This window comes from Allobosea sp. GW823-FHT01F03, from assembly GCF_058798075.1.
Map to the genome: position 1 here is coordinate 4,973,617 of NZ_CM179505.1, position 18,576 is coordinate 4,992,192.

16 protein-coding genes are annotated in these 18,576 nt (G+C 65.2%); 12 read left to right on the forward strand and 4 right to left on the reverse strand.

The genetic code is table 11. From position 1 onward, the window contains the following. Positions 1–4: 4 nt before the first annotated feature. Positions 5–994, reverse strand: a complete 990-nt coding sequence (locus tag AC3RCC_RS23810; RefSeq protein ID WP_291640433.1) for a branched-chain amino acid ABC transporter permease — start codon at positions 992–994, stop codon at positions 5–7. A gap of 162 nt (positions 995–1,156) precedes the next feature. Beyond that, positions 1,157–2,032 (reverse strand): LysR family transcriptional regulator, encoded by an 876-nt coding sequence (locus AC3RCC_RS23815; protein ID WP_291640435.1) that lies wholly within the window; start codon positions 2,030–2,032, stop codon positions 1,157–1,159. A 114-nt stretch (positions 2,033–2,146) separates the two neighbouring features. Between AC3RCC_RS23815 and AC3RCC_RS23820 the strand changes: the two genes are divergently transcribed. Both AC3RCC_RS23820 and AC3RCC_RS23825 read left to right on the forward strand, forming a co-directional pair. Further along, the gene (locus AC3RCC_RS23820) at positions 2,147–3,370 is read left to right on the forward strand and encodes an amino acid ABC transporter substrate-binding protein (protein WP_492256815.1); all 1,224 of its coding nucleotides are present in this window, start codon (positions 2,147–2,149) and stop codon (positions 3,368–3,370) included. 54 nt (positions 3,371–3,424) lie between these two features. After that, the gene (locus tag AC3RCC_RS23825) at positions 3,425–4,819 is read left to right on the forward strand and encodes an amidase (protein ID WP_492256816.1); all 1,395 of its coding nucleotides are present in this window, start codon (positions 3,425–3,427) and stop codon (positions 4,817–4,819) included. A gap of 378 nt (positions 4,820–5,197) precedes the next feature. On the opposite strand, the gene AC3RCC_RS23830 is transcribed toward AC3RCC_RS23825, so the two are convergent. Beyond that, complete coding sequence (locus tag AC3RCC_RS23830) at positions 5,198–5,926, reverse strand: IclR family transcriptional regulator (RefSeq protein ID WP_492256817.1); 729 nt, start codon at positions 5,924–5,926, stop codon at positions 5,198–5,200. Positions 5,927–6,171: 245 nt separating this feature from the next. Here AC3RCC_RS23830 and AC3RCC_RS23835 point away from each other — a divergent pair, with 245 nt between their 5' ends. From AC3RCC_RS23835 to AC3RCC_RS23870, 8 genes are all read left to right on the forward strand, one after another. Continuing rightward, complete coding sequence (locus AC3RCC_RS23835) at positions 6,172–7,467, forward strand: ArgE/DapE family deacylase (RefSeq protein WP_492256818.1); 1,296 nt, start codon at positions 6,172–6,174, stop codon at positions 7,465–7,467. A 57-nt stretch (positions 7,468–7,524) separates the two neighbouring features. Continuing rightward, a complete protein-coding gene (locus tag AC3RCC_RS23840) occupies positions 7,525–8,769 on the forward strand; it encodes an ABC transporter substrate-binding protein (protein WP_291640444.1) in 1,245 nt (414 codons plus the stop codon). Positions 8,770–8,878: 109 nt separating this feature from the next. Further along, on the forward strand, positions 8,879–9,607 hold the full coding sequence (locus tag AC3RCC_RS23845) for an ABC transporter ATP-binding protein (RefSeq protein ID WP_492256819.1): 729 nt from the start codon (positions 8,879–8,881) through the stop codon (positions 9,605–9,607). Then, positions 9,600–10,319 carry an ABC transporter ATP-binding protein gene (locus tag AC3RCC_RS23850; RefSeq protein WP_291646493.1) on the forward strand — a complete coding sequence of 240 codons (720 nt, stop codon included), beginning with the start codon at positions 9,600–9,602 and terminating at the stop codon, positions 10,317–10,319. The genes AC3RCC_RS23845 and AC3RCC_RS23850 overlap by 8 nt, the downstream gene beginning before the upstream one ends. Before the next feature lie 10 nt (positions 10,320–10,329). Continuing rightward, positions 10,330–11,205 carry a branched-chain amino acid ABC transporter permease gene (locus AC3RCC_RS23855; RefSeq protein ID WP_291640449.1) on the forward strand — a complete coding sequence of 292 codons (876 nt, stop codon included), beginning with the start codon at positions 10,330–10,332 and terminating at the stop codon, positions 11,203–11,205. A gap of 49 nt (positions 11,206–11,254) precedes the next feature. Next, positions 11,255–12,247: a branched-chain amino acid ABC transporter permease gene (locus AC3RCC_RS23860; protein ID WP_291640451.1), complete on the forward strand. Its 993-nt coding sequence runs from the start codon at positions 11,255–11,257 to the stop codon at positions 12,245–12,247. A gap of 17 nt (positions 12,248–12,264) precedes the next feature. Then, the gene (locus AC3RCC_RS23865) at positions 12,265–13,554 is read left to right on the forward strand and encodes an ArgE/DapE family deacylase (RefSeq protein ID WP_291640453.1); all 1,290 of its coding nucleotides are present in this window, start codon (positions 12,265–12,267) and stop codon (positions 13,552–13,554) included. Between the two features lie 25 nt (positions 13,555–13,579). After that, positions 13,580–14,803, forward strand: a complete 1,224-nt coding sequence (locus AC3RCC_RS23870; protein WP_492258825.1) for a Zn-dependent hydrolase — start codon at positions 13,580–13,582, stop codon at positions 14,801–14,803. A 2-nt stretch (positions 14,804–14,805) separates the two neighbouring features. Here the strand turns inward: AC3RCC_RS23870 and ggt are convergent, their stop codons facing one another. Then, positions 14,806–16,524: a gamma-glutamyltransferase gene (ggt, locus tag AC3RCC_RS23875; protein ID WP_492256820.1), complete on the reverse strand. Its 1,719-nt coding sequence runs from the start codon at positions 16,522–16,524 to the stop codon at positions 14,806–14,808. Positions 16,525–17,075: 551 nt separating this feature from the next. Here ggt and AC3RCC_RS23880 point away from each other — a divergent pair. Next, positions 17,076–18,044 (forward strand): tripartite tricarboxylate transporter substrate binding protein, encoded by a 969-nt coding sequence (locus AC3RCC_RS23880; RefSeq protein ID WP_492256821.1) that lies wholly within the window; start codon positions 17,076–17,078, stop codon positions 18,042–18,044. A 61-nt stretch (positions 18,045–18,105) separates the two neighbouring features. Beyond that, a complete protein-coding gene (locus AC3RCC_RS23885) occupies positions 18,106–18,576 on the forward strand; it encodes a tripartite tricarboxylate transporter TctB family protein (protein WP_291640457.1) in 471 nt (156 codons plus the stop codon).

Below are 18,576 nucleotides of genomic sequence, written 5' to 3' on the forward strand. Positions count from 1 at the left end.
CCCCTCAGGCGATGAAGCGCCGCAGCTGCGGCCGCCGCTTCAGCACGGTTCCGACGATCCCGCGCGGCAGGAAGAGCATCAGCGCGATGATGACGAGACCGAGCAGGAGCAGGTTGATCAGCGGGAATTTCTGCCAGATCACATGGTCGATCCCGAGCAGCACTGCGGCGCCGACCACCGGGCCGATGATCGTGCCGAAACCGCCCGCCATCGCGTAGACGATGCTCTTCGCGGTGATCAGCACGTGGAAGGCGTATTCGGGATCGATGATATTGGTGTGCCAGGCCTCGACGCCCCCGGCGAGCGCCGGGAACAGCGCCGCAAGCAGCCAGGCCACGAGGCGGGTACGCGGCACGTCGATGCCGATGCAGGCGGCCGCTCCATCGTCGTCACGGATCGCCTTGAGCGCCTTGCCGAGCGCCGACTGCGCCAGCCAGAGCACGCTGAGCAGCGTCGCCGCCATGACGAGGAGCATGGCATAGTAGCTGGCGAAGGGGTTGTTCGAGGAGGACAGGATCAGCCCCATGCTGCCGCCGGTGATGTCGGAGGGCAGGTTGGCGATGATCAGACGCATGATCGTGGCCAGCGCCAGGCTGACGATGCCGAAATAGACGCCCTTGAGCCGCAGCGTCGGCGCGAGCAGGAGCGCCAGGCAGATGCCGGCGACCCCGGATGCCACGAGAGCCAGCGGGATCGGCCAACCGAGGACCTTGTAGCAGATGCCGGCCGCATAGGCGCCAACGCCGTAGAAGACGACATAGCCAAAGGGCAGGTAGCCGGTGAAACCGACCACGATGTTGAGCGCGCTCGCCATCGTGATCCACAGCATGAGGTAGAAGGCGAAGGAGGTATTGCCGGTCAGCACCGGCACGAGCGCAAGCGCCGCAATGACCGCAGCAAAGAACGCTGCCGCCATGCGCGCGCGCAGTCGCTCGCCACCCTCATCCTGTCTGCGACTGGCCTCGACCGCCGCCGCGTGATCCGCCGACTGCATGTCACCTCCCTGATGGCCGAGCGCGAGCTGCCCGACTCCTTATCCGGAGGCATCATAACTACAGGTTACTCCCTGTGTCCATTTTCTTTGCAGAGCCTCGGCCGAAAATTGCGCCCATGCCCGGCGAGGAGAGCCGGCCGACCCCGCGACAGGCTCCGCGGATCACTGGCGGAGCAAGGCGATGAACCGCTTCGCCAACGGCCCCGGCGGCCGATTACGGCTGTGGACAATGCTGGTCCGCAGCGAGATTTTTTCCTTGAGCGGCCGGGTCACGACATTCAGCCAGGACAGGTTCCGCGCCGTGAACTCGTCAACGAGCGCGACACCAACGCCTGCATCGACCAGCGCACAGGCCTGCAGGCTGTTCGTCACGTCGGCGCAGACCCGGCAGGGCAAGCCGGCCTGCTCGAAGGCGCTGCTCGTGAGCATGCCGAACGGCATGCGGCTGCCGACGAGAATATGCGGATAAGGAGACAGATCCGCGAGCGATACCAACGGCTTGACGGCCAGTGGATGATTCCGCGGAAGCGCCGCGAGCATACGCCCTTCGAACAGCGGCAGAACGGTCAGGAGCGGATGATCCGTCAACATGACCAGAAGGCCAAGCTCAGCCTCGCCCTGAAGCACGCTCTCGATCATCTCCGGCACGGCGCCGGTTTCCAAGCGCACGACAATTTCGGGGTTTTCCAGCCGGAAACGCGCGATAACGCCGGGAACAATGGCGTAGGCCAGGCTGGGAATCGATGCCAGGGACAGCGCGCCGCCGCCCTCTTTCGTCAGACTGTCGGCGATATCGTTGACGCGGCGCATAATCTTCTGCGCCTTGGCGATCTCGTCGAAAAGCAGCCGCACCTGCTCGGTCGGCTGCAACTTGCCGCGCACGCGCTCGAACAAGCTGCTGCCGAGCTGGGCCTCGATTTGCGAGAGCATCTTGCTGACGGCGGGCTGGCTGACATTCAGCAGCCGGGCAGCCCCGCTTGATGACCCGGCCATGACGATGGCCCACAGGATTTCCGTCTGCCTGAAATTCAGCGCCATGGCCCGCTCGCCTGTTACTTGACGTTATAGGTGGATTGGATCAGCTTGCGGATCAAGCCATGAAGGCTCGCGCCGGCGGACGCTGGCGTCACGCGATAGCAGGGAGGAATGTTCATGAGGTCAACACTGTTTCGGACGGTGAGCGTCGGTGCACTTGGCGCGCTCATCATGGCCGGCGCGGCCGAGGCCGCCGAAAAGCTCCGCGTCGGCATGACCGTCTCGTCGACCGGCAGCTTCGCGCTCGCCTCGCAGTCAGGCGCACGCGGCATCGATATCTGGGTGGACGACGTCAACAAGCGCGGCGGCATCGAGATCGGCGGCAAGAAGGTCCCGGTCGAGATCGTCAAGCTGGACGATCGCAGCGACAAGCAGATGGTCACGCGCGTCTACGAGAACCTGATCTCCGACGAGAAGGTGGATTTGGTCTTCGCGCCGTTCGGCTCGACGCTGACCGCTGCGGCCGCGACCGTGACCGAGCGTCACGGGAAATACATGATGGTCTGGTCGGCCGCCAGCAATGATCTCTATCGCCAGGGCTTCAAATATATGGTGTCCGGCACGCAGATGCCGGTGTCGGCCATCCTGCGGGCGTCGACGGAACTGGCCAAGGATCTCGGCGTCAGGAAGGTCGCGATCATCCACTCCGACGAACCCTATCCGGCCGGCGAGGCGGAAGGCGGGCGCGAGCTCGTCAAGGAGGCGGGCATGGAGCTCGTCCTGCTCGAGAAATTCCCCAAGGGACAGAAGGACTTCAGCACGATCCTGCAGAAGGTCCGCGCCAGCGGTGCCGAAGCGCTGTTCCCGGCGGCCTATGAGGGCGACCAGATCAGCATTCTGCGCCAGATGAAGCAGCTCAACATCCATTTCCCGTTCGTGTTCATGGAATATGCCTCGACGCCGCAGTTCGCGGCCGCCGTGGGCAAGGATGGCGCCTATATCTTCAGCCACACCAACTACCATCCGGCGATCAACTGGGCGGTCACCGCCGGGCTGAACCGCCAGCAGTTCGCCGACGCCTACAAGGCGAAGTTCCCGAACGCCGAGTTCGCGCCGGACTATCAGACCGTCCTGGCCTATGGCGCGGGCGTGCTGACCGAGGAAATCATCAAGAAGGCCGGGAGCACCGATGCGGCGGCCCTGAAGAAGGCCTCGCTCGATCTCTCCGACAAGGTGACGGTCCTCGCCGGCCCCTATGCGATCGACGAGACCGGCAAGCAGCTGAAGATGCCTTTCCCGGTCCTCCAGGCGCAGACCGACGGGCGGCTCGAAACCGTCTGGCCGAAGGATGTCGCCACCGTGAAGCCGGTCTTCCCGATCCCGGCCTGGAACAAGCGCTGATCCTGAACGGGACCGGCTCCGCGATGGAGCCGGTCCCCAATTTTTGAGTCATTCATGCCCGACCTGACCTCGGCCACGCTTTCGACGCTGGCCGCCGGCCTCGAAGCCGGAACCCATTCAAGCCGCTCCCTGACCGAATATTATCTCGATCGCATCCGGCGGCTCGATGGAGCGCTGAACGCCTTCGCCTCGGTCGACGAGGTGGCCGCGCTCGATCTGGCCGATGCAGCCGACCGGCGTCGCGCGGCGGCCTACGGGCTGGGCCCGCTGGATGGCCTGCCGATTGCGGTCAAGGATCTCTGCGACATCAAGGGACGTGTCACCACAGCCGGTTCGCGTGTCTGGAGCGAGCGTCGCGCAGATGCGACAGCGCCGGTGGTCCAGCGCCTGATCGAGGCCGGCATGGTGGTTCTCGGCAAGACGCAGATGGTCGAATTCGCCTTTGGCGGCTGGGGAACCAACCCGCATCTCGGCACGCCGCTCAATCCGTGGGATCTGAGCGAACCGCGGATTCCGGGTGGCTCGTCGAGCGGATCCGGTGTCGCGGTGGCCGCAGGCCTCGTTCCTGCCGCGCTCGGCTCGGATACAGGCGGGTCCGTGCGAATCCCGGCTGCGGCGAATGGCGTGACCGGCCTGAAGACCTCGCGCGGCCGGATCGATCTGGCCGGCACTGTCCCGCTGTCCTCGACGCTCGACACGATCGGGTTTCTCGCCCGGACCGCCGAGGATGCGCTTCTCCTGACCCGGGCCGTCGGCGACGCCCCCCGGCATGGCGATCAGGCCAGCTGGCCCGGGACGGAACGTGCACGCCCGCTCGCAGGCATCCGCATCGCGACCATGGACCCGCGCCATTATCCCGTGCCGGTTGCCGACGATGTCCAAATGGCAACGGAAGCGGCGATCGCAACCTTTCGCGAGCTGGGCGCCACCATCGAGATGGCGACCGTCCCCTTCGATTTCATGCGCCTCATGCAGGCGAACGGGGTGATCATCGCCTCGGAGGCCTATGCCTATCACCGCCACCATATCGAGGATGAGGCACTCCCCTTCGGGCCAGGCGTCCGGAGCCGCGTGCTCAGCGGCAAGGCGATCTCCGCTTCGGCCTATCTCGACGCGCTGGGCTATCATCGTGAGATGCAGCTGGTCTGGCAGCGCTGGAGCAGGGAATATCACGCGCTGCTGACGCCCTGCCTGGCGGATCCTGCCATCCCCGTGTCGGAGGTTACCGAGGACTTCTCCTCGCCCGCGGTCTTCACCCGCGCCGGAAACTTCGTCGATGCGACGGGCCTTGCCCTTCCCGCCGGCTTTTCGGGTTCCGGGCTGCCGGTCGGGATCCAGCTGCTTTCGGCCCCCGCTTCGGAGGCGTTCATTGCCCGCCTTGGCGCTGTCTTCCAGCGGGTGACGGAATGGCACAATTGCGCGCCGGATCTTTCAGCCCTCGATTCGTAGAGCATTTCCGGGCGAAGCGGATACCGCCCCCTCCCCCGCGGCGGGGGCGCGGAGGCTCGCGCCAACCGCATCGGCCGGGTCCGCACGCGGCAACTGACGATCCTCTGGTTCTCGTTCTTTTCGATGCTCTACGGAGTTGGAATTGGCCCGCTTCCGTAACAGTCGACGGAAGCGGATCAACTCCATGCCGTCACTGCCGCGAGCCCCGACGCTTCAGGATCGCCGGGGTGCAGGGCGCGCCGAGCCAGCCGACAACCACACATGTGCGGTTCGGCAGCGCAGCCGAGCCCAATGTCCGCGCATGCCATGTCAGCTATGGCGGCCCGCATCGTCCCTTCATCCGCTCCAAGCCTTCCCGAAACGGCAACCCAAGCAATATCAACGCCCGAGCCGCGCGCTGATTTCGGCAGCGGCCTCCAGTACCAGCGGAAGATCGCGCGGCTTGCCATCCTGCATGACGAATTGCGGGGTCAGGGCGGTGATGCTGATGCTGCCGGCGAGTGCGCCTGCATGGTCGAAGACTGGTGCACCGAGGCCCGACAGGCCGAGCGTGTAGTCATCCACGGCGAATTCCCAGCCGCGCTGCCTGATATCGTCCGCGGCAGCCTCAAGCGCAGCCGGATCCGTCACGGTATGCACGGTGTGGCGCGGCAGCGGCCCGCTCAACACATGCGCACGCTCCTCGCGCGGCAGGAAGGCGAGCAGGACGCGTGGGCCGCCGGCGCAGTTCATGGCGATGCGGGTACCGATGGCGGACCAGGGCGTGACGATATGGAGATCGGGCCCTTTGACACGGTCGAGGCACAGGGCAAAGCCGCGAAAATACGTCCAGATGAACGAGGTCGCCCCGGTCCGTTCGGAGAGACGGGCCAGAATCGGCGCCGCGATATCGCGCAGGTCGCTGCCATAGCGTACGCCCGGAACGAGCAGGAGAATGCCCGGCCCAAGGGCGTAGGTCTTGGTGCTGTCGTCAAACTCGATGAACTCGGCCGTGGCGAGTGTCTGCAGCAGCCGCCGCGTAGTGCTCTTGTCGAGGCCAGTATGTCGCGTCAGCTCCGCAAGCGACAGCCGTGAGGCGGCAGGGCTGAAGGCGCGCAGAATCGCCATGGCCCGCTCGACGGCACGCACTTTGGACAGTCCGTCTCTTGCTTCCATCGCAGCCTCTTTCACGACCTGTTTCGCGAACGGGCAAGCCTGCTAATGCTCACGACGACGTATCGCCTGATGATACCTCGTGACACAGCTTGACACCATCGCAAAGTGCTTTTCCTATTGCAGCGTCGAACCGAAGCTCGCTCATAAGAAGCGCGCCGGAAGCTCAGGCGGGCAACCTGCCAGGGCGAGGAGGGATGATGGCACTGGCGCCCGAACTGCAGAACGCCATTATTGCGTCGGTCGAGAAGGGTTTCGACGACCAGACCGCCTATACTCGCAAGCTGGTCTCGTTTGCCTCGGTGCGTGGCGCAGAACATGCCGTGCAGGATTTCACCTATCGCGAATTGAGCAGCCGCGGCTACGTCATGGACCGATTCGCGATGGACCGAGCGGCGATCGAAGCCCATCCCGGCGGCTCGCCCTGGTCGGAACACCATTCGAAGGCGCCGATCGTCGTCGCGATCCATCATCCGCGCAAGGAAACCGGGCGGTCGCTGATCCTCCAGTCGCATCTCGACGTGGTGCCGCCTGGGCCCGAAGCGATGTGGCAGCACAAGCCGTATGGCGGCGAAATCGTGGGCGACTGGATGTTCGGCCGCGGCGCGGGCGACATGAAGGCAGGCGCTGCCGCCAATGTCTTCGCGCTCGATGCGCTGCGTCGTCTCGGCCTGCAGCCGGCGGCGACGGTTTACGTGCAGTCGGTCGTCGAGGAAGAATCGACCGGAAACGGCGCCCTGATGACGCATCTGCGCGGCTACAAGGCCGATGCGGTGCTGATCCCCGAGCCGGAGGACAACAAGCTGGTCCGGGCCAATGCCGGCGTGATCTGGTTCCAGGTCGAGGTGCGCGGCGTGCCGGTGCATGTGCGTGAGATGGGCCAGGGCGCCAATGCCATCGATGCCGCCTACCGGGTGATCGGCCGGTTGCGCCAACTCGAAGCAGAATGGAACACACGCAAGGCACAGCATCCGCATTTCGAGAATGAGGCGCACCCGATCAACCTGAACATCGGCAAGATCGAGGGCGGCGACTGGGCCTCCTCGGTGCCGTGCTGGTGCGTGTTCGATTGCCGGATCGCGATTTACCCTGGCGTGCGCGCCGCCGACGCCGCCAGAGAAATTCGCGAAACGATCGAGAACTTCGCCCGTGGCGATGCATATTTCTCCAATAACGCGCCGCGCATCACCTTCAACGGCTTCCACACCGAAGGCTCTGTGCTGGAGCCGGGCTCGGATGCGGAAGCCGTGCTCGGCCGGGCCCACGAAGCGGTTTTCGCGGCCCCGCTCGAGACCTTCATGACGCCCGCCTATCTCGATACGCGGGTTTACGCGCTGTACGATCAGATTCCGTCACTGTGCTACGGGCCGATTTCCAAAAACATTCATGGCTTCGACGAATGCGTCAGCCTGTCGTCGGTGAAAAGCATCACCAAGGCCATGGCGCTGTTCATCGCGGAGTGGTGCGGAACCGAGCCGCTGGCCGAACCGGCCTAGAAGCGTCGCAGCCGTGTGGCGGCTCCCGATAAGCAAACCAGGAACAGGGGGAATATCATGGCAGTCACAGACAAGATCCTCCGCTATTCGTTTGCGGCAACGCTCATCGGCGCCACGACCGCAGGCATGGCGGGGAGCGCTTCGGCGCGCGACATCACCATCGGCGTGATCGGCCCCCTGAGCGGCCCGGCGGCGAATTCCGGCATTTCGATGCGGCAGGCCTATGAGGTCGCGGCCGAGCAGGCCAACAAGGCCGGCGGCATCGAGATCGGCGGCGCGAAGAGCAAGATCAAGCTGATCTTCGAGGACAGTGCCTCGCGTCCGGAGGTCGGCGTCAGCGCGGCGCAGAAGCTCCTGACCCGCGACAATGTCGATATCCTGGTCGGCGATACGATCGCGAGCTCGGTCACTTTGGCGCTGATGGAAGTCGCGCCAAGCTTCGGCAAGTTCATGATGAGCGGACAGCCCGTCTCCATCGAAATCGCCAAGAAGATCAAGAGCGATCCGGCGCGGTTCGGCAATTTCTGGAAGGCGAGCTTCAACAGCGATGCCTATGCCGATGCGCTGTTCAGCTCGGTGCAGGACCTGATCAAGCAGGGCGCCGTCAAGGCCGACAAGAAGAAGGTCGCCTTCATCGTCGAGGACACCGACTACGGCAAATCGAACGTCGAATATACCGAGCCGCTGTTCAAAAAGGACGGCTGGTCGGTGTCGTCGAGCGAGACCGTGCCGCTCGGCTATGCCGATTTCTATCCTCAGCTCTCCAAGCTGCGTGGCAACGAGCCCGACGTGCTGATCTCGATCTTCACCTCGGTCAATTCCGGCATCGCGCTGGTCAAGCAGATCAAGGAGCAGGGCCTCAAATCGCTCCACCTGGCGGTCTACTATCCGATCCGCCCGGAATTCCTGAAGGGCGCGGGTGCCGCCGCCAACGGGCTGTTGTGGACGCCGCTGTTCTTCGACCCCGTCAACAACCCGAAGCACAAGGGCTTCGCGGAGATGTTCAAGACGGAGGCCAAGGTCGAGGGCAATGGCGACCACGCCCAAGGCTATTGCCAGATGACGATGCTCCTCGACAACATCAAGAAGGCCGGCTCGATCGAACCCGCCAAGCTGTCGGAAGCCTTCGCCAAGACGGATTCGCAATGCGTCATCGCCCGGCTGGTCTATGATACCGAAATCCATACGCCCAAGACCGGCGCGGATTATTTCCCGGTGCCGATCGCCCAGATCCAGGATGGCGTGAGCCGCGCGATCTGGCCCTCGACCGCTGCGACGTCCACGTTCAAGCCGGCCAAATAGGACACGGCAGGCGCGTCGGGACCAGTCAACGGTACCCCGGCGCGCCGTTTCATTGCGTGATCGTTTCGTGGCAGCGGCGGGGTCCGACTCTATGCAAAATCCGGCGCCCGTGACGCCCTTGTTGAAGGTCGAGGGCATCACGATGGCTTTCGGCGGCATCGTCGCCGTCGATAATCTGAGCTTTTCCGTGCAACCTGGCGAGATCCTCGCGCTGATGGGGCCAAACGGGGCCGGCAAGACCACGACCTTCCACGTCATCGCCGGGGTGCACGCGCCGACCAAGGGCAGGATCACCTTCGATGGGCAGGAGATCACGGACACCAGGCCCGATCGGCGCTGCCGGGCAGGCCTGGCGCGCACCTTCCAGATCACCCAGCCCTTCGACGAACTCACCGTCGTCGAGAATGTCATGGTCGGCGCCATCGCCCATCACCGTTCCATGGCCGATGCGCGCGTCGAGGCCCGGCGCTATGTGGACATGGTTGGCTTGAGCGAACGGGCCGACATTCTCGCCAAGGGGCTGAGTACCGGCCAGCGCAAGCGGCTGGAAATGGCGCGCGCCATGGCGACGCGGCCGAAGCTGCTGCTTCTCGACGAGGTGACGGGCGGCGTCGACATGGCGAGCGTGCCCGGGCTGATCGAACTGGTGAAGCGACTGCGCGGCGAAGGGCTGACGCTGATCATCATCGAGCACAACATGAAGGTGATCACCGAGCTTGCCGACCGCGCGATCTTCATGAATCGCGGCGTGCGCATGGCCGAGGGCACGCCGGCCGAGATCGCGCGTCACCCGGAGGTCATCGAACTCTATCTCGGCGACGGTGACGGGCATGGCTGATACCCCCATACTGACGGTCGAGGGCCTCAACGTCCTTTATGGCGACTACCAGGTCCTGTGGGACGTCTCCATGCAGGTCGGCCAGAGCGAGGTGGTCGCCGTGCTCGGCCCCAACGGCTCGGGCAAAAGCACCGTGCTCAAGGCGATCATGGGCCTGGCGCCGGCCAAATCCGGCAAGGTGATGTTCGAGGGCCAGGACATCACCCGCGTGCCGACGCATGAGATGGTGGGCCTCGGCATCGCGATGGTGCTGGAGCGCCGCCGCCTGTTTTCGGCGATGACCGTGCGCGAGAACGTGCTGCTGGGCGCCTATCACCGCAGCGTCAGCAAGGAGGCGCGCAACCGGCTCGAATGGGTGGAGAGCCTGTTTCCGATCCTGGCGGAGCGGCGCGACCAGATCGCCGGCAAGATGAGCGGCGGCGAACAGCAGATGGTCGCGATCGCCCGCAGCCTGATGTCGAAGCCGCGTCTGCTGCTGATGGACGAGCCTTATCTCGGCCTCTCGCCGCGGGTCGTCAAACAGATCGGCGAGATCATCAAGCGCATCAACCAGGACGGCGTCGCGGTGATCTTCAACGAGCAGAATGTGCAGCTCTCCTTCGGCCTGTCCAACCATGGCTACCTGCTCGAAGGCGGGCGCGTCGTGCTGTCGGGGACAGGAGACGAGATGATCCATTCCGATGTGATCCGCCGCGTCTATCTCGGCGTTTGAGGGGAAGCCTGTGACCTTCGCGATCTTCCTCGAACAGATCATCAACGGCCTGATCATCGGCTCGATGTACGCGCTGATCGGCAGCGGCATCGCGTTGGTCTACGGCACGATGCGCGTGCTGAACCTCGCCCATGGCGAGTTCTACATGCTCGGCGGCTATTTCGTGTTCTTCCTGGCGGTGACCTATGGGGTGCCGTCCTATCTCGCCATTCCGGTGGCGGTCGTCGCGACCTTCATCCTCGGCATGCTGATCCAGCGCCTGACGGTCCATTACCTGATGGGCAAGGAAGCCTGGATGTTCTCGACGATCGCAGCGACATTGGGACTGTCGATCTTCCTGCAGAACGCCGCATTGCTGACCTTCGGCGAGCAGTTCCAGAGCGTGCCCTATTATCTCGACGGCATGATCGAGATCGGCAGCGTCCGCCTGCCGCTGCAGCGCCTGCTGATCCTCGTGGTCGCCATCGTGACGATCGGGGCGATGACCTTCATCCTGAAGAAGACGCGGCTGGGCTGGGCGATCCGCGCCACTGCGCAGGACCGCGACGCGGCTGCCGTCGTCGGCATTCCGGCGCAGCACATCTACCTGATCACCTTCGGCATCGCCGGTGCGCTCGGCGCGGTCGCGGCCGCCATGCTGGCGCCGATCTATGCGATCAACCCGTGGAGCGGCATGCCGATCCTACTCAAGGGGTTCGTCGTGGTCATTCTCGGCGGGCTCGGCAGTTTCCCGGGCGCGATCGCCGGCGGCCTGCTGCTCGGTGTCGTCGAGGCGATCGGCGTGCAGCTGACCTCGTCGGAATGGCGCGACGTCATCGGCTTCGCGATGATGATCGCCGTGATCTGGTGGCGGCCATGGGGCCTGTTCGGCAAGAAGCCGTCATGAGAGCCAGCACCGCCATGCCAACACTCCCGCCGACCGTTTGGAGAGACGCATGTTCCAACCGGTAAAGCCGGCGCAATGGCTGATCATCGCAGTCGCCATCCTGGCGATGGTCGCGGTGCCGCTGGTCACGCGCAATCCCTACCTGCTGCATGTGCTGATCCTGTCGATGATCTTCGGCATCTTCGCCTCGGCCTGGAATCTGGTGGCGGGATTTGGCGGGATGAAGACCTTCGGCCATCACGCCTTTTTCGGCATCGGGGCCTATGTCTCGGCGCTGCTCAGCATCAAGCTGGGCCTGAGCCCCTGGCTGACGATCTGGCTCGGCGCGCTGGCTGCGACCGCAACGGGCCTGTTCATCGGGCTGCCGATCCTGCGGATCCGATCGATGGCGCATGTCGCGATCGTGACGCTGGGCTTTGCCGAGATTGTGCGCATCGTGATCTCGAACCTGCAGACGATCACGCGCGGCGAGCTCGGCCTGTGGGGCATCCGGCCGTTCGAAGGCTTCACCCTGCCGCTGCTCGGCAAGGTCGTGTTCTCACCGGCCGACAAGGTACCGTACTACTATCTCATCCTGCTGCTGCTGATCGCCTCGACCGCGGTGATCATGCTGCTGATGCGCTCGCGGACGGGGCTCTCGATCATCGCGATGCGCGATGCCGAGGATGCCGCGGAGAGCCTCGGCGTCAACCTCACCCGCCAGAAGCTGCTGGTCTTCGGGATCAGCGCCTTCCTGGTCGGCATCTCCGGCGCCTTCTACGCGCATTACATCAGCATCCTCACGCCGACGGCGGCGGTCGGCATCGACCTGATGATCCTGGTGATCGCGATGGCGCTGGTCGGCGGGCTCAGCACCTTCAGCGGCCCGCTGATCGGGGCGCTGATCCTGACCGGCATCGTCGAGCTGCTGCGCGATCTCGATCAGTACCGGCTGCTGGTCTATGGCGCGATCATCATCCTCATCGTGATGTTCCTGCCCAAGGGACTGACCACGCTCGGTCCGGTGTTCAGGCGGCGCTTCGCGTCGCGCTCCTCGTCCTGAGGTCAAAGGGAACGATCATGCTGGATAAGGATATCGTCGCCGCGATCACGGCGGCAGTCGATCGTGGTTTCGACGAGCAGGTCCGCTTCACCCAGGAGATGGTGCGCTGCCCGTCGGTGCGCGGTCATGAGCATACCGTGCAGGACCTGATGGCGAGCGCGATGGCCGAGCGCGGCTTGGCGGTCGACCACTGGAAGGTCAAGGTCGAGGACATCAAGGATCTGCCCGGCTTCGCGCCCGTGGTCGATGCAAGCTATGAGAACGCCTACAATGTGGTCGGTACCTATCGTCCGGCACAGCGCAAGGGCCGCTCGCTGATCTTCAACGGCCATATCGACGTGGTGCCGACGGGCGCCTGGGAACGCTGGACGACACCGCCCTTCGAGCCGCGCATCGATGGCAAATGGATGTATGGCCGCGGCGCCGGCGACATGAAATCAGGCCTGGCGGGCACGCTGTTCGCGTTCGATGCCGTGCGCGCGGCGGGCTTTGCGCCGACGGCGCCGATCCATTTCCAGTCGGTCGTCGAAGAGGAATGCACCGGCAACGGCACGCTTGCCTGCCTGCAACGCGGCTACCGCGCCGATTGCGCCTTCGTGCCGGAGCCGCTGGAACCGAAGCTGATGCGAGCCGAGGTCGGCCTGATCTGGTTCCGGGTCCATGTCGAGGGCGATCCGCAGCATGCTTCGGCGGGCTTCAACAATGTCGGTTCCAACGCCATCGAGAAGGCGCTCCTGCTGTGGCCGCCGATCAAGCGGCTCGAGGATGAGTGGAACGCGCGCAAGGCTCACCACCCGCTCTACAAGGACCACCCGCATCCGATCCGGGTCAATCTCGGCGAGATCTCGGGCGGCGAGTGGACCTCGAGCGTCCCGTCCAAGGCCGTGCTCAACATCCGGGTCGGCGTGCTGCCCGGCGTGAAGCTCTCCGATATCCAGCGCGAGATCGAGGCGCGGGTGCACGAGGCGGCGCTGGCCGATCCCTATCTGTCGAACCACCAGCCGCGCATCGAGTATCACGGCCATATGGCGGAAGGGTATGTGCTGGAGAATGCGGAGGGCCCGGAAGCCGTACTCGGTCGCGCCCATCAGGCGGTATTCAATGCGGTCCTGCAGGAGGAGATCACCTCGGCGGCGACCGATGCCCGCTTCTTCGGCCTCTACCAGAATACGCCCGGCCTGGTTTACGGGCCGATCTGCGAAAGGCCTCATGGCTTCGATGAGCGGGTCGACCTCGACTCGGTCAAGGCCGTGACCAAGACCATGGCGCTGTTCCTGGCGGAATGGTGCGGAATCGAGCGCCTGTAGGCCTTTGGGAGTTTGTGCCGTGAGCATGCTGCGCGTGAATGGCGACCGGCTGTGGTCCGCATTGATGGAGATCGGCGAGATCGGCGGAACGCCCGGAGGCGGGTGTCGCCGTCTGGCATTGTCGGAAGAAGACGGGCGCGCCCGCGACCTGTTCCGCAAATGGGCGGAGGAGGCCGGCTGTAGCGTCACGGTGGACGGCATCGGCAACATCTTCGCCCGCCGCGAGGGTACGGACCACGCCGCCGCGCCGGTGGCAATCGGCAGTCACCTCGACACCGTGCCGACGGGCGGAAAGTTCGATGGCGTCTATGGCGTAATGGCCGGCCTCGAGGTGCTGCGCCGGCTGCGCGACCTGGATCTGCAGACGCGCCTGCCGATCGAAGTGATCGCCTGGACCAACGAGGAGGGCGCGCGCTTCTCGCCGATGACCATGGGCTCCTCGGTGTTCACCGGCGACATGACGCTCGACTTCGCCCTGTCGCGGCAGGACCCGTCAGGCCTGAGTGTCGGCGAGGCGCTGAAGCGCATCGGATATGCCGGCAACATGGCAGTCGGGGGGCGCCCCTTCACGGCTTATCTCGAGGTTCATGTCGAGCAAGGGCCGCTGCTGAAGGAAGGCGGCGAACAGATCGGCGTGGTGACCGGCTCGTTCAAGGCGCGCTATTTCGTGGCGACGATCAAGGGTCAGGCGGCGCATGTCGGGCCGACTTTGATGGAGCAGCGCCATGATGCGCTGGTCGGCGCGGCGGCGCTGACGCTGGAGATCGACCGGATCGGCCGGTCGCGCGGGCGTGACGGGCGCTCGAACGCGCCATATCTTGAAGTTTATCCCAATGTACGCGGCGTCATTCCCCAAGAGGTCCGGCTGAGCTGCGACGTGCGCCACCCGGATGCCGACATGGCGCTCGCCATGGAAATGGAATTGCGCGACGCCTGCCGCCGCATTGCGCAGGAGCGCGGCGTATCGATCGATCTTGAGCAATATTTCGAGTTCGGCCCGATCAACTGCGATCCGGCGATGAGCACCCTGATCCGCGACACGGCCGAAGGACTGGGCTTTTCCCAGCGCGATATTCTCACCGTGGCCAGCCATGACGCGGTGCCGATGATGGATTATTGCCCTTCAGCGCTGTTCTTCGTCCCGAGCGATACAGGCATCAGCCACAACGAGACGGAATACAGCACGCCCGAGCAATGCCGGGATGGCGCGGACGTGCTGCTCAATGCGGTGCTGAAACTGGCCGCCTGAGGTCAATCCGCCTCCAGCGTGACATTCGGTGCGTCGGGCCAGAAGCGCGTGCCGGCCCGCGCCAGGCCGCCGCCGAGGCCCATGGCCAAACCGTCCGCACGCCAGCAGGCCGCGCCCGTGGTGGCGCCACCCGGGCCGAAGGCGATGGCCGTCATGCCACCACCGACATGGGCGACCGGCAGCACATTCCAGCCGCGCGCGGCGAGCCCGTCACGCTGGGCAGCGGGTACGGCCTCTTCCACCTCCAGCGCCTCGCCTTGCGTCCATAGCCTGGGCGCCTCGACCGCTTCCTGCAGGCTCATGCCATGATCGATCAGGTTGACGAGGGCCTGCATCACCGAGCCGAATATCCGCAAGCCCCCCGGCAGCCCGAGCGCGAAAGCGGGTTGGCCGTCGCGGAAGACGATGGTCGGCGCCATCGAGGTGGTGACGCGCTTGCCCGGCGCGATCGACAACGCGTGGCCGGGATGGGGATCGAACAGCGCCATGTAGTTGTTCGGCACGATGCCGGTACCGGGAATGATGAAGCGGGCGCCGAACAATCCGTTGATCGTCTGCGTGCTGGCGACGATGTTGCCCTCGGCATCTGCCACGGTGACATGCGTGGTATTGGCCGATTCCGATGAGACCACGCCGGGGGCCCAACTGGCGGTGCGCCTGGTGTCGATGCGGCCACGTCGCTCCCCGGCATAGACTTTCGACATGAGCTGCTCGACCGGTACCTGAACGAAAGCGGGATCGGCAGTGGCTGCGGCGCGATCGGCGAAGGCGATCTTCAGGGCCTCGCCGAGCAGATGCATGCTCTCGACCGACCCGAAGCCGAGACCGGCCATGTCGTAGTGCTCGAGTATGTTGAGCATCTGCGCGACATGCACGCCACCGGCCGAAGGCGGCGGCGGCCCGTAAATGTCGAAGCCGCGATAACTGCCGTGAACCGGAGGGCGATCGATCGTCCTGACGGCCATGAGATCGTCGAGCCCGATCAGGCCGCCGGCCCTGGCCATGTGATCGTTGATATGCCGGCCGAGCGCACCGCCATAGAGGGCATCCGGTCCCTCGGCGGCGATGCTGGCGAGCGTGTCCGCGTAATCGCCCGTTACCAGGCGGTGGCCGGCGGCGAGCGGCGTGCCGCCGGGCAGGTACAGGCGTGCAATTTCGGGGTCCCCGGCCAGATCGGCGGCAGCCTCCGCGATGCAGGCGGCGAGATAGGGCGTGACGGCAAAGCCGCGCCGGGCATGGCGGATCGCCGGCTCCATGACGTCGGCAAGCGAGAGCCGTCCGAAGCGCCGGCTCGCGTCGCACCAACCGCGCAGCGTGCCGGGCGTCGCGACCGCCTTTGCGCCGATCGTGTTCTCGCGATTCACCGTCTCCATATAGGCGGGCATGCGGTCCGAGACCGGCCGATACATATCGGGCGTGGCGGCGCGCGGCGCCGCGCTCAGACCGTCAAGCACGACATGGGTGCCGTCATGCAGGCGGATATGGGAGAGACCGCCGCCGAAAATGCCAACCATCATCGGCTCGACGACCGTAAGCGTGAACAGGGCCGCGATCGCCGCATCGACGGCGTTTCCGCCGGCCGCCAGCATTTCGGCACCGGCCGCCGAGGCAAGCGGATGGTTGGTGACGACCATGCCGCGCGAGCCATGCGCCGGCTGCTTTTCCGCGGTGAAACTCACCGCCGCCCTGTCGCGCCAGCCCTGCATCTGTCTCGCCGTCATCGCTTCCCCCAATTGCCCAAGAGATCCGTTTCCCACCGACCATAGGCCGAGCCACAATCTGAGCAATGCGATAGCGCTGTCGCAGTCTGGACTTCTGCCCTCCCAACCCTTGGAGCGATAGCGGCTTTATCGCCATGCCGAAGTCGGCCTGATGGCCGTAGCTCTCGTGGCGGCGAAGAGGTCGCAGCGCGGCTTGATCAGGGTCAGGATGACATCGTCCTGCAAGCGCGCATGGCTCAACCGGCGGACCTACCAGGACCTCGCTGACCTGGTTGCGCTCATACATCGCAACCTCGATCGAAGCCGCAATGCTCAGCTTCACGATTGAAGCGTCAAGCTCGGCTTCCTTTCGTCCTCGCGAATGGCGGCCGCCAATTCTCGGAGCGCCCTCCGCTTCCGCAGCCGACATCCAGGCGAAGGCCCTCACGGCCACCCCCAGTAATCGCATTCTCCATGCAATATGCATTGACGTTACAAGGGGCCGTTTGTAGCTTCGCGGAAACCGGGCGCGGCTCGCCGACCCGAACAATCACGCCGTCAGGGAGGTACAAATGCTCAAACGAATGACACTGGCCGCCGTCGCGCTCGCCGCCTCGGTCCTCGCCGTCCAGGCCAAATATCCGGAACGTCCCATCACGCTGATCGTGCCTTGGGCGGCGGGCGGCGGCACCGATGCGGTGGCGCGGCTGATCGCGGGAGGGCTGGAACAGGAGCTCGGCACGCCCGTCAACGTCGTCAACCGCGTCGGCGCGGGCGGCGTCATCGCTCATGCCGAAATCGCGAAGGCGGCACCGGACGGCTACACCATCGGTCTCGCGACGACCGAACTCTCGACCTATTACTGGGGCGCCACCGGCGACATCACCTGGAAGAATTTCACGCCGATCGCGCTGGTGAACTTCGACCCGAGCGCCATTCACGTGAATGCGACCTCGCAATGGAAAGCGGCGAAGGAGGTCGTCGAGGCGATCCGCGCCGGCCAGCCCGGCTCCTACAAGATGTCGGGAGTGCCGATCGGCGGCGCCGCCCATCTCGCCTTCGGCGGGCTGCTGCACTCGATTGGCATCGACCCCAACAAGGTGACGCTCGTCCCGACGCAAGGCGCCGCGCCGGGCTTCCAGCAGCTGGCCGCCGGCGGCGTCCATATCGTTGCCTCCTCGCTGCCCGAGGGTGCCTCGATGGTCGAAGCCGGCAAGGTGCGCGCGCTCGCGACCATCGGCAACGAGCGCACGGCAGCCTTTCCGAACGTGCCGACGGCGAACGAGGCACTCGGCGCCAATTACAGCGCGGGCGCCTGGCGCGGCATCGTCGCCCCTCCCAAGCTGCCGGCGGATGTCCGTGAGCGGCTGACGAGCAGCCTGAAGAAAGTCTATGAATCCGAGAACTTCACCAAGACGATGAAGGGCCGCGGCTTCGGCCTGGTCTGGGCCGCCGGTGACGATTTCGCCGCCTATCTCGATAAGGACTTCACGCAGACCGGCGACGTCATGAAGGCGATCGGCATCCGACAGCGCGATTGAACCCGATCTCGGCCGCGCCGGTCCAATCGCCGGCGCGGCCCGCCGCCGCGCGGAGTGTGCGATGAAGGTGAATAATCTAGGCCTCGGAATCATCGCCGCATTTGCGGCTCTGTGCCTGGGGATCGCCGGGATACAACTGCCCAATCCCAGCAAGCAGATCTATGGCCCGGGCTTTTTTCCGCTGCTTCTGGCCGTTCTGCTCGGCGTGACCGCAGTCGCACTGGTCGTCGAGGGTGGCCGCCAGCGCGCGGCGCCGCTCATCAGCCTCCAGCCCTGGACCCGCAATCCGGTGTTCCTGCTGCGCTTCGCCGCGATCCCGGCCGGCGTGGCCTTCTATGTGCTCTGCGTCGGCACGCTCGGCTTCCTGCCGACCGTCTCAGTGCTGCTGCTGGCGCTGTTCCTTTCGCTCGGGGTGCGCTGGCAACTGGCCCTCGCTGTCGCCGTCGGCGCCGCACTGCTCATGCACAGCCTGTTCCAACTCGGCCTGAGGGTGCAACTGCCCTGGGGCCTGCTCGAACCGATCCGCTGGTGA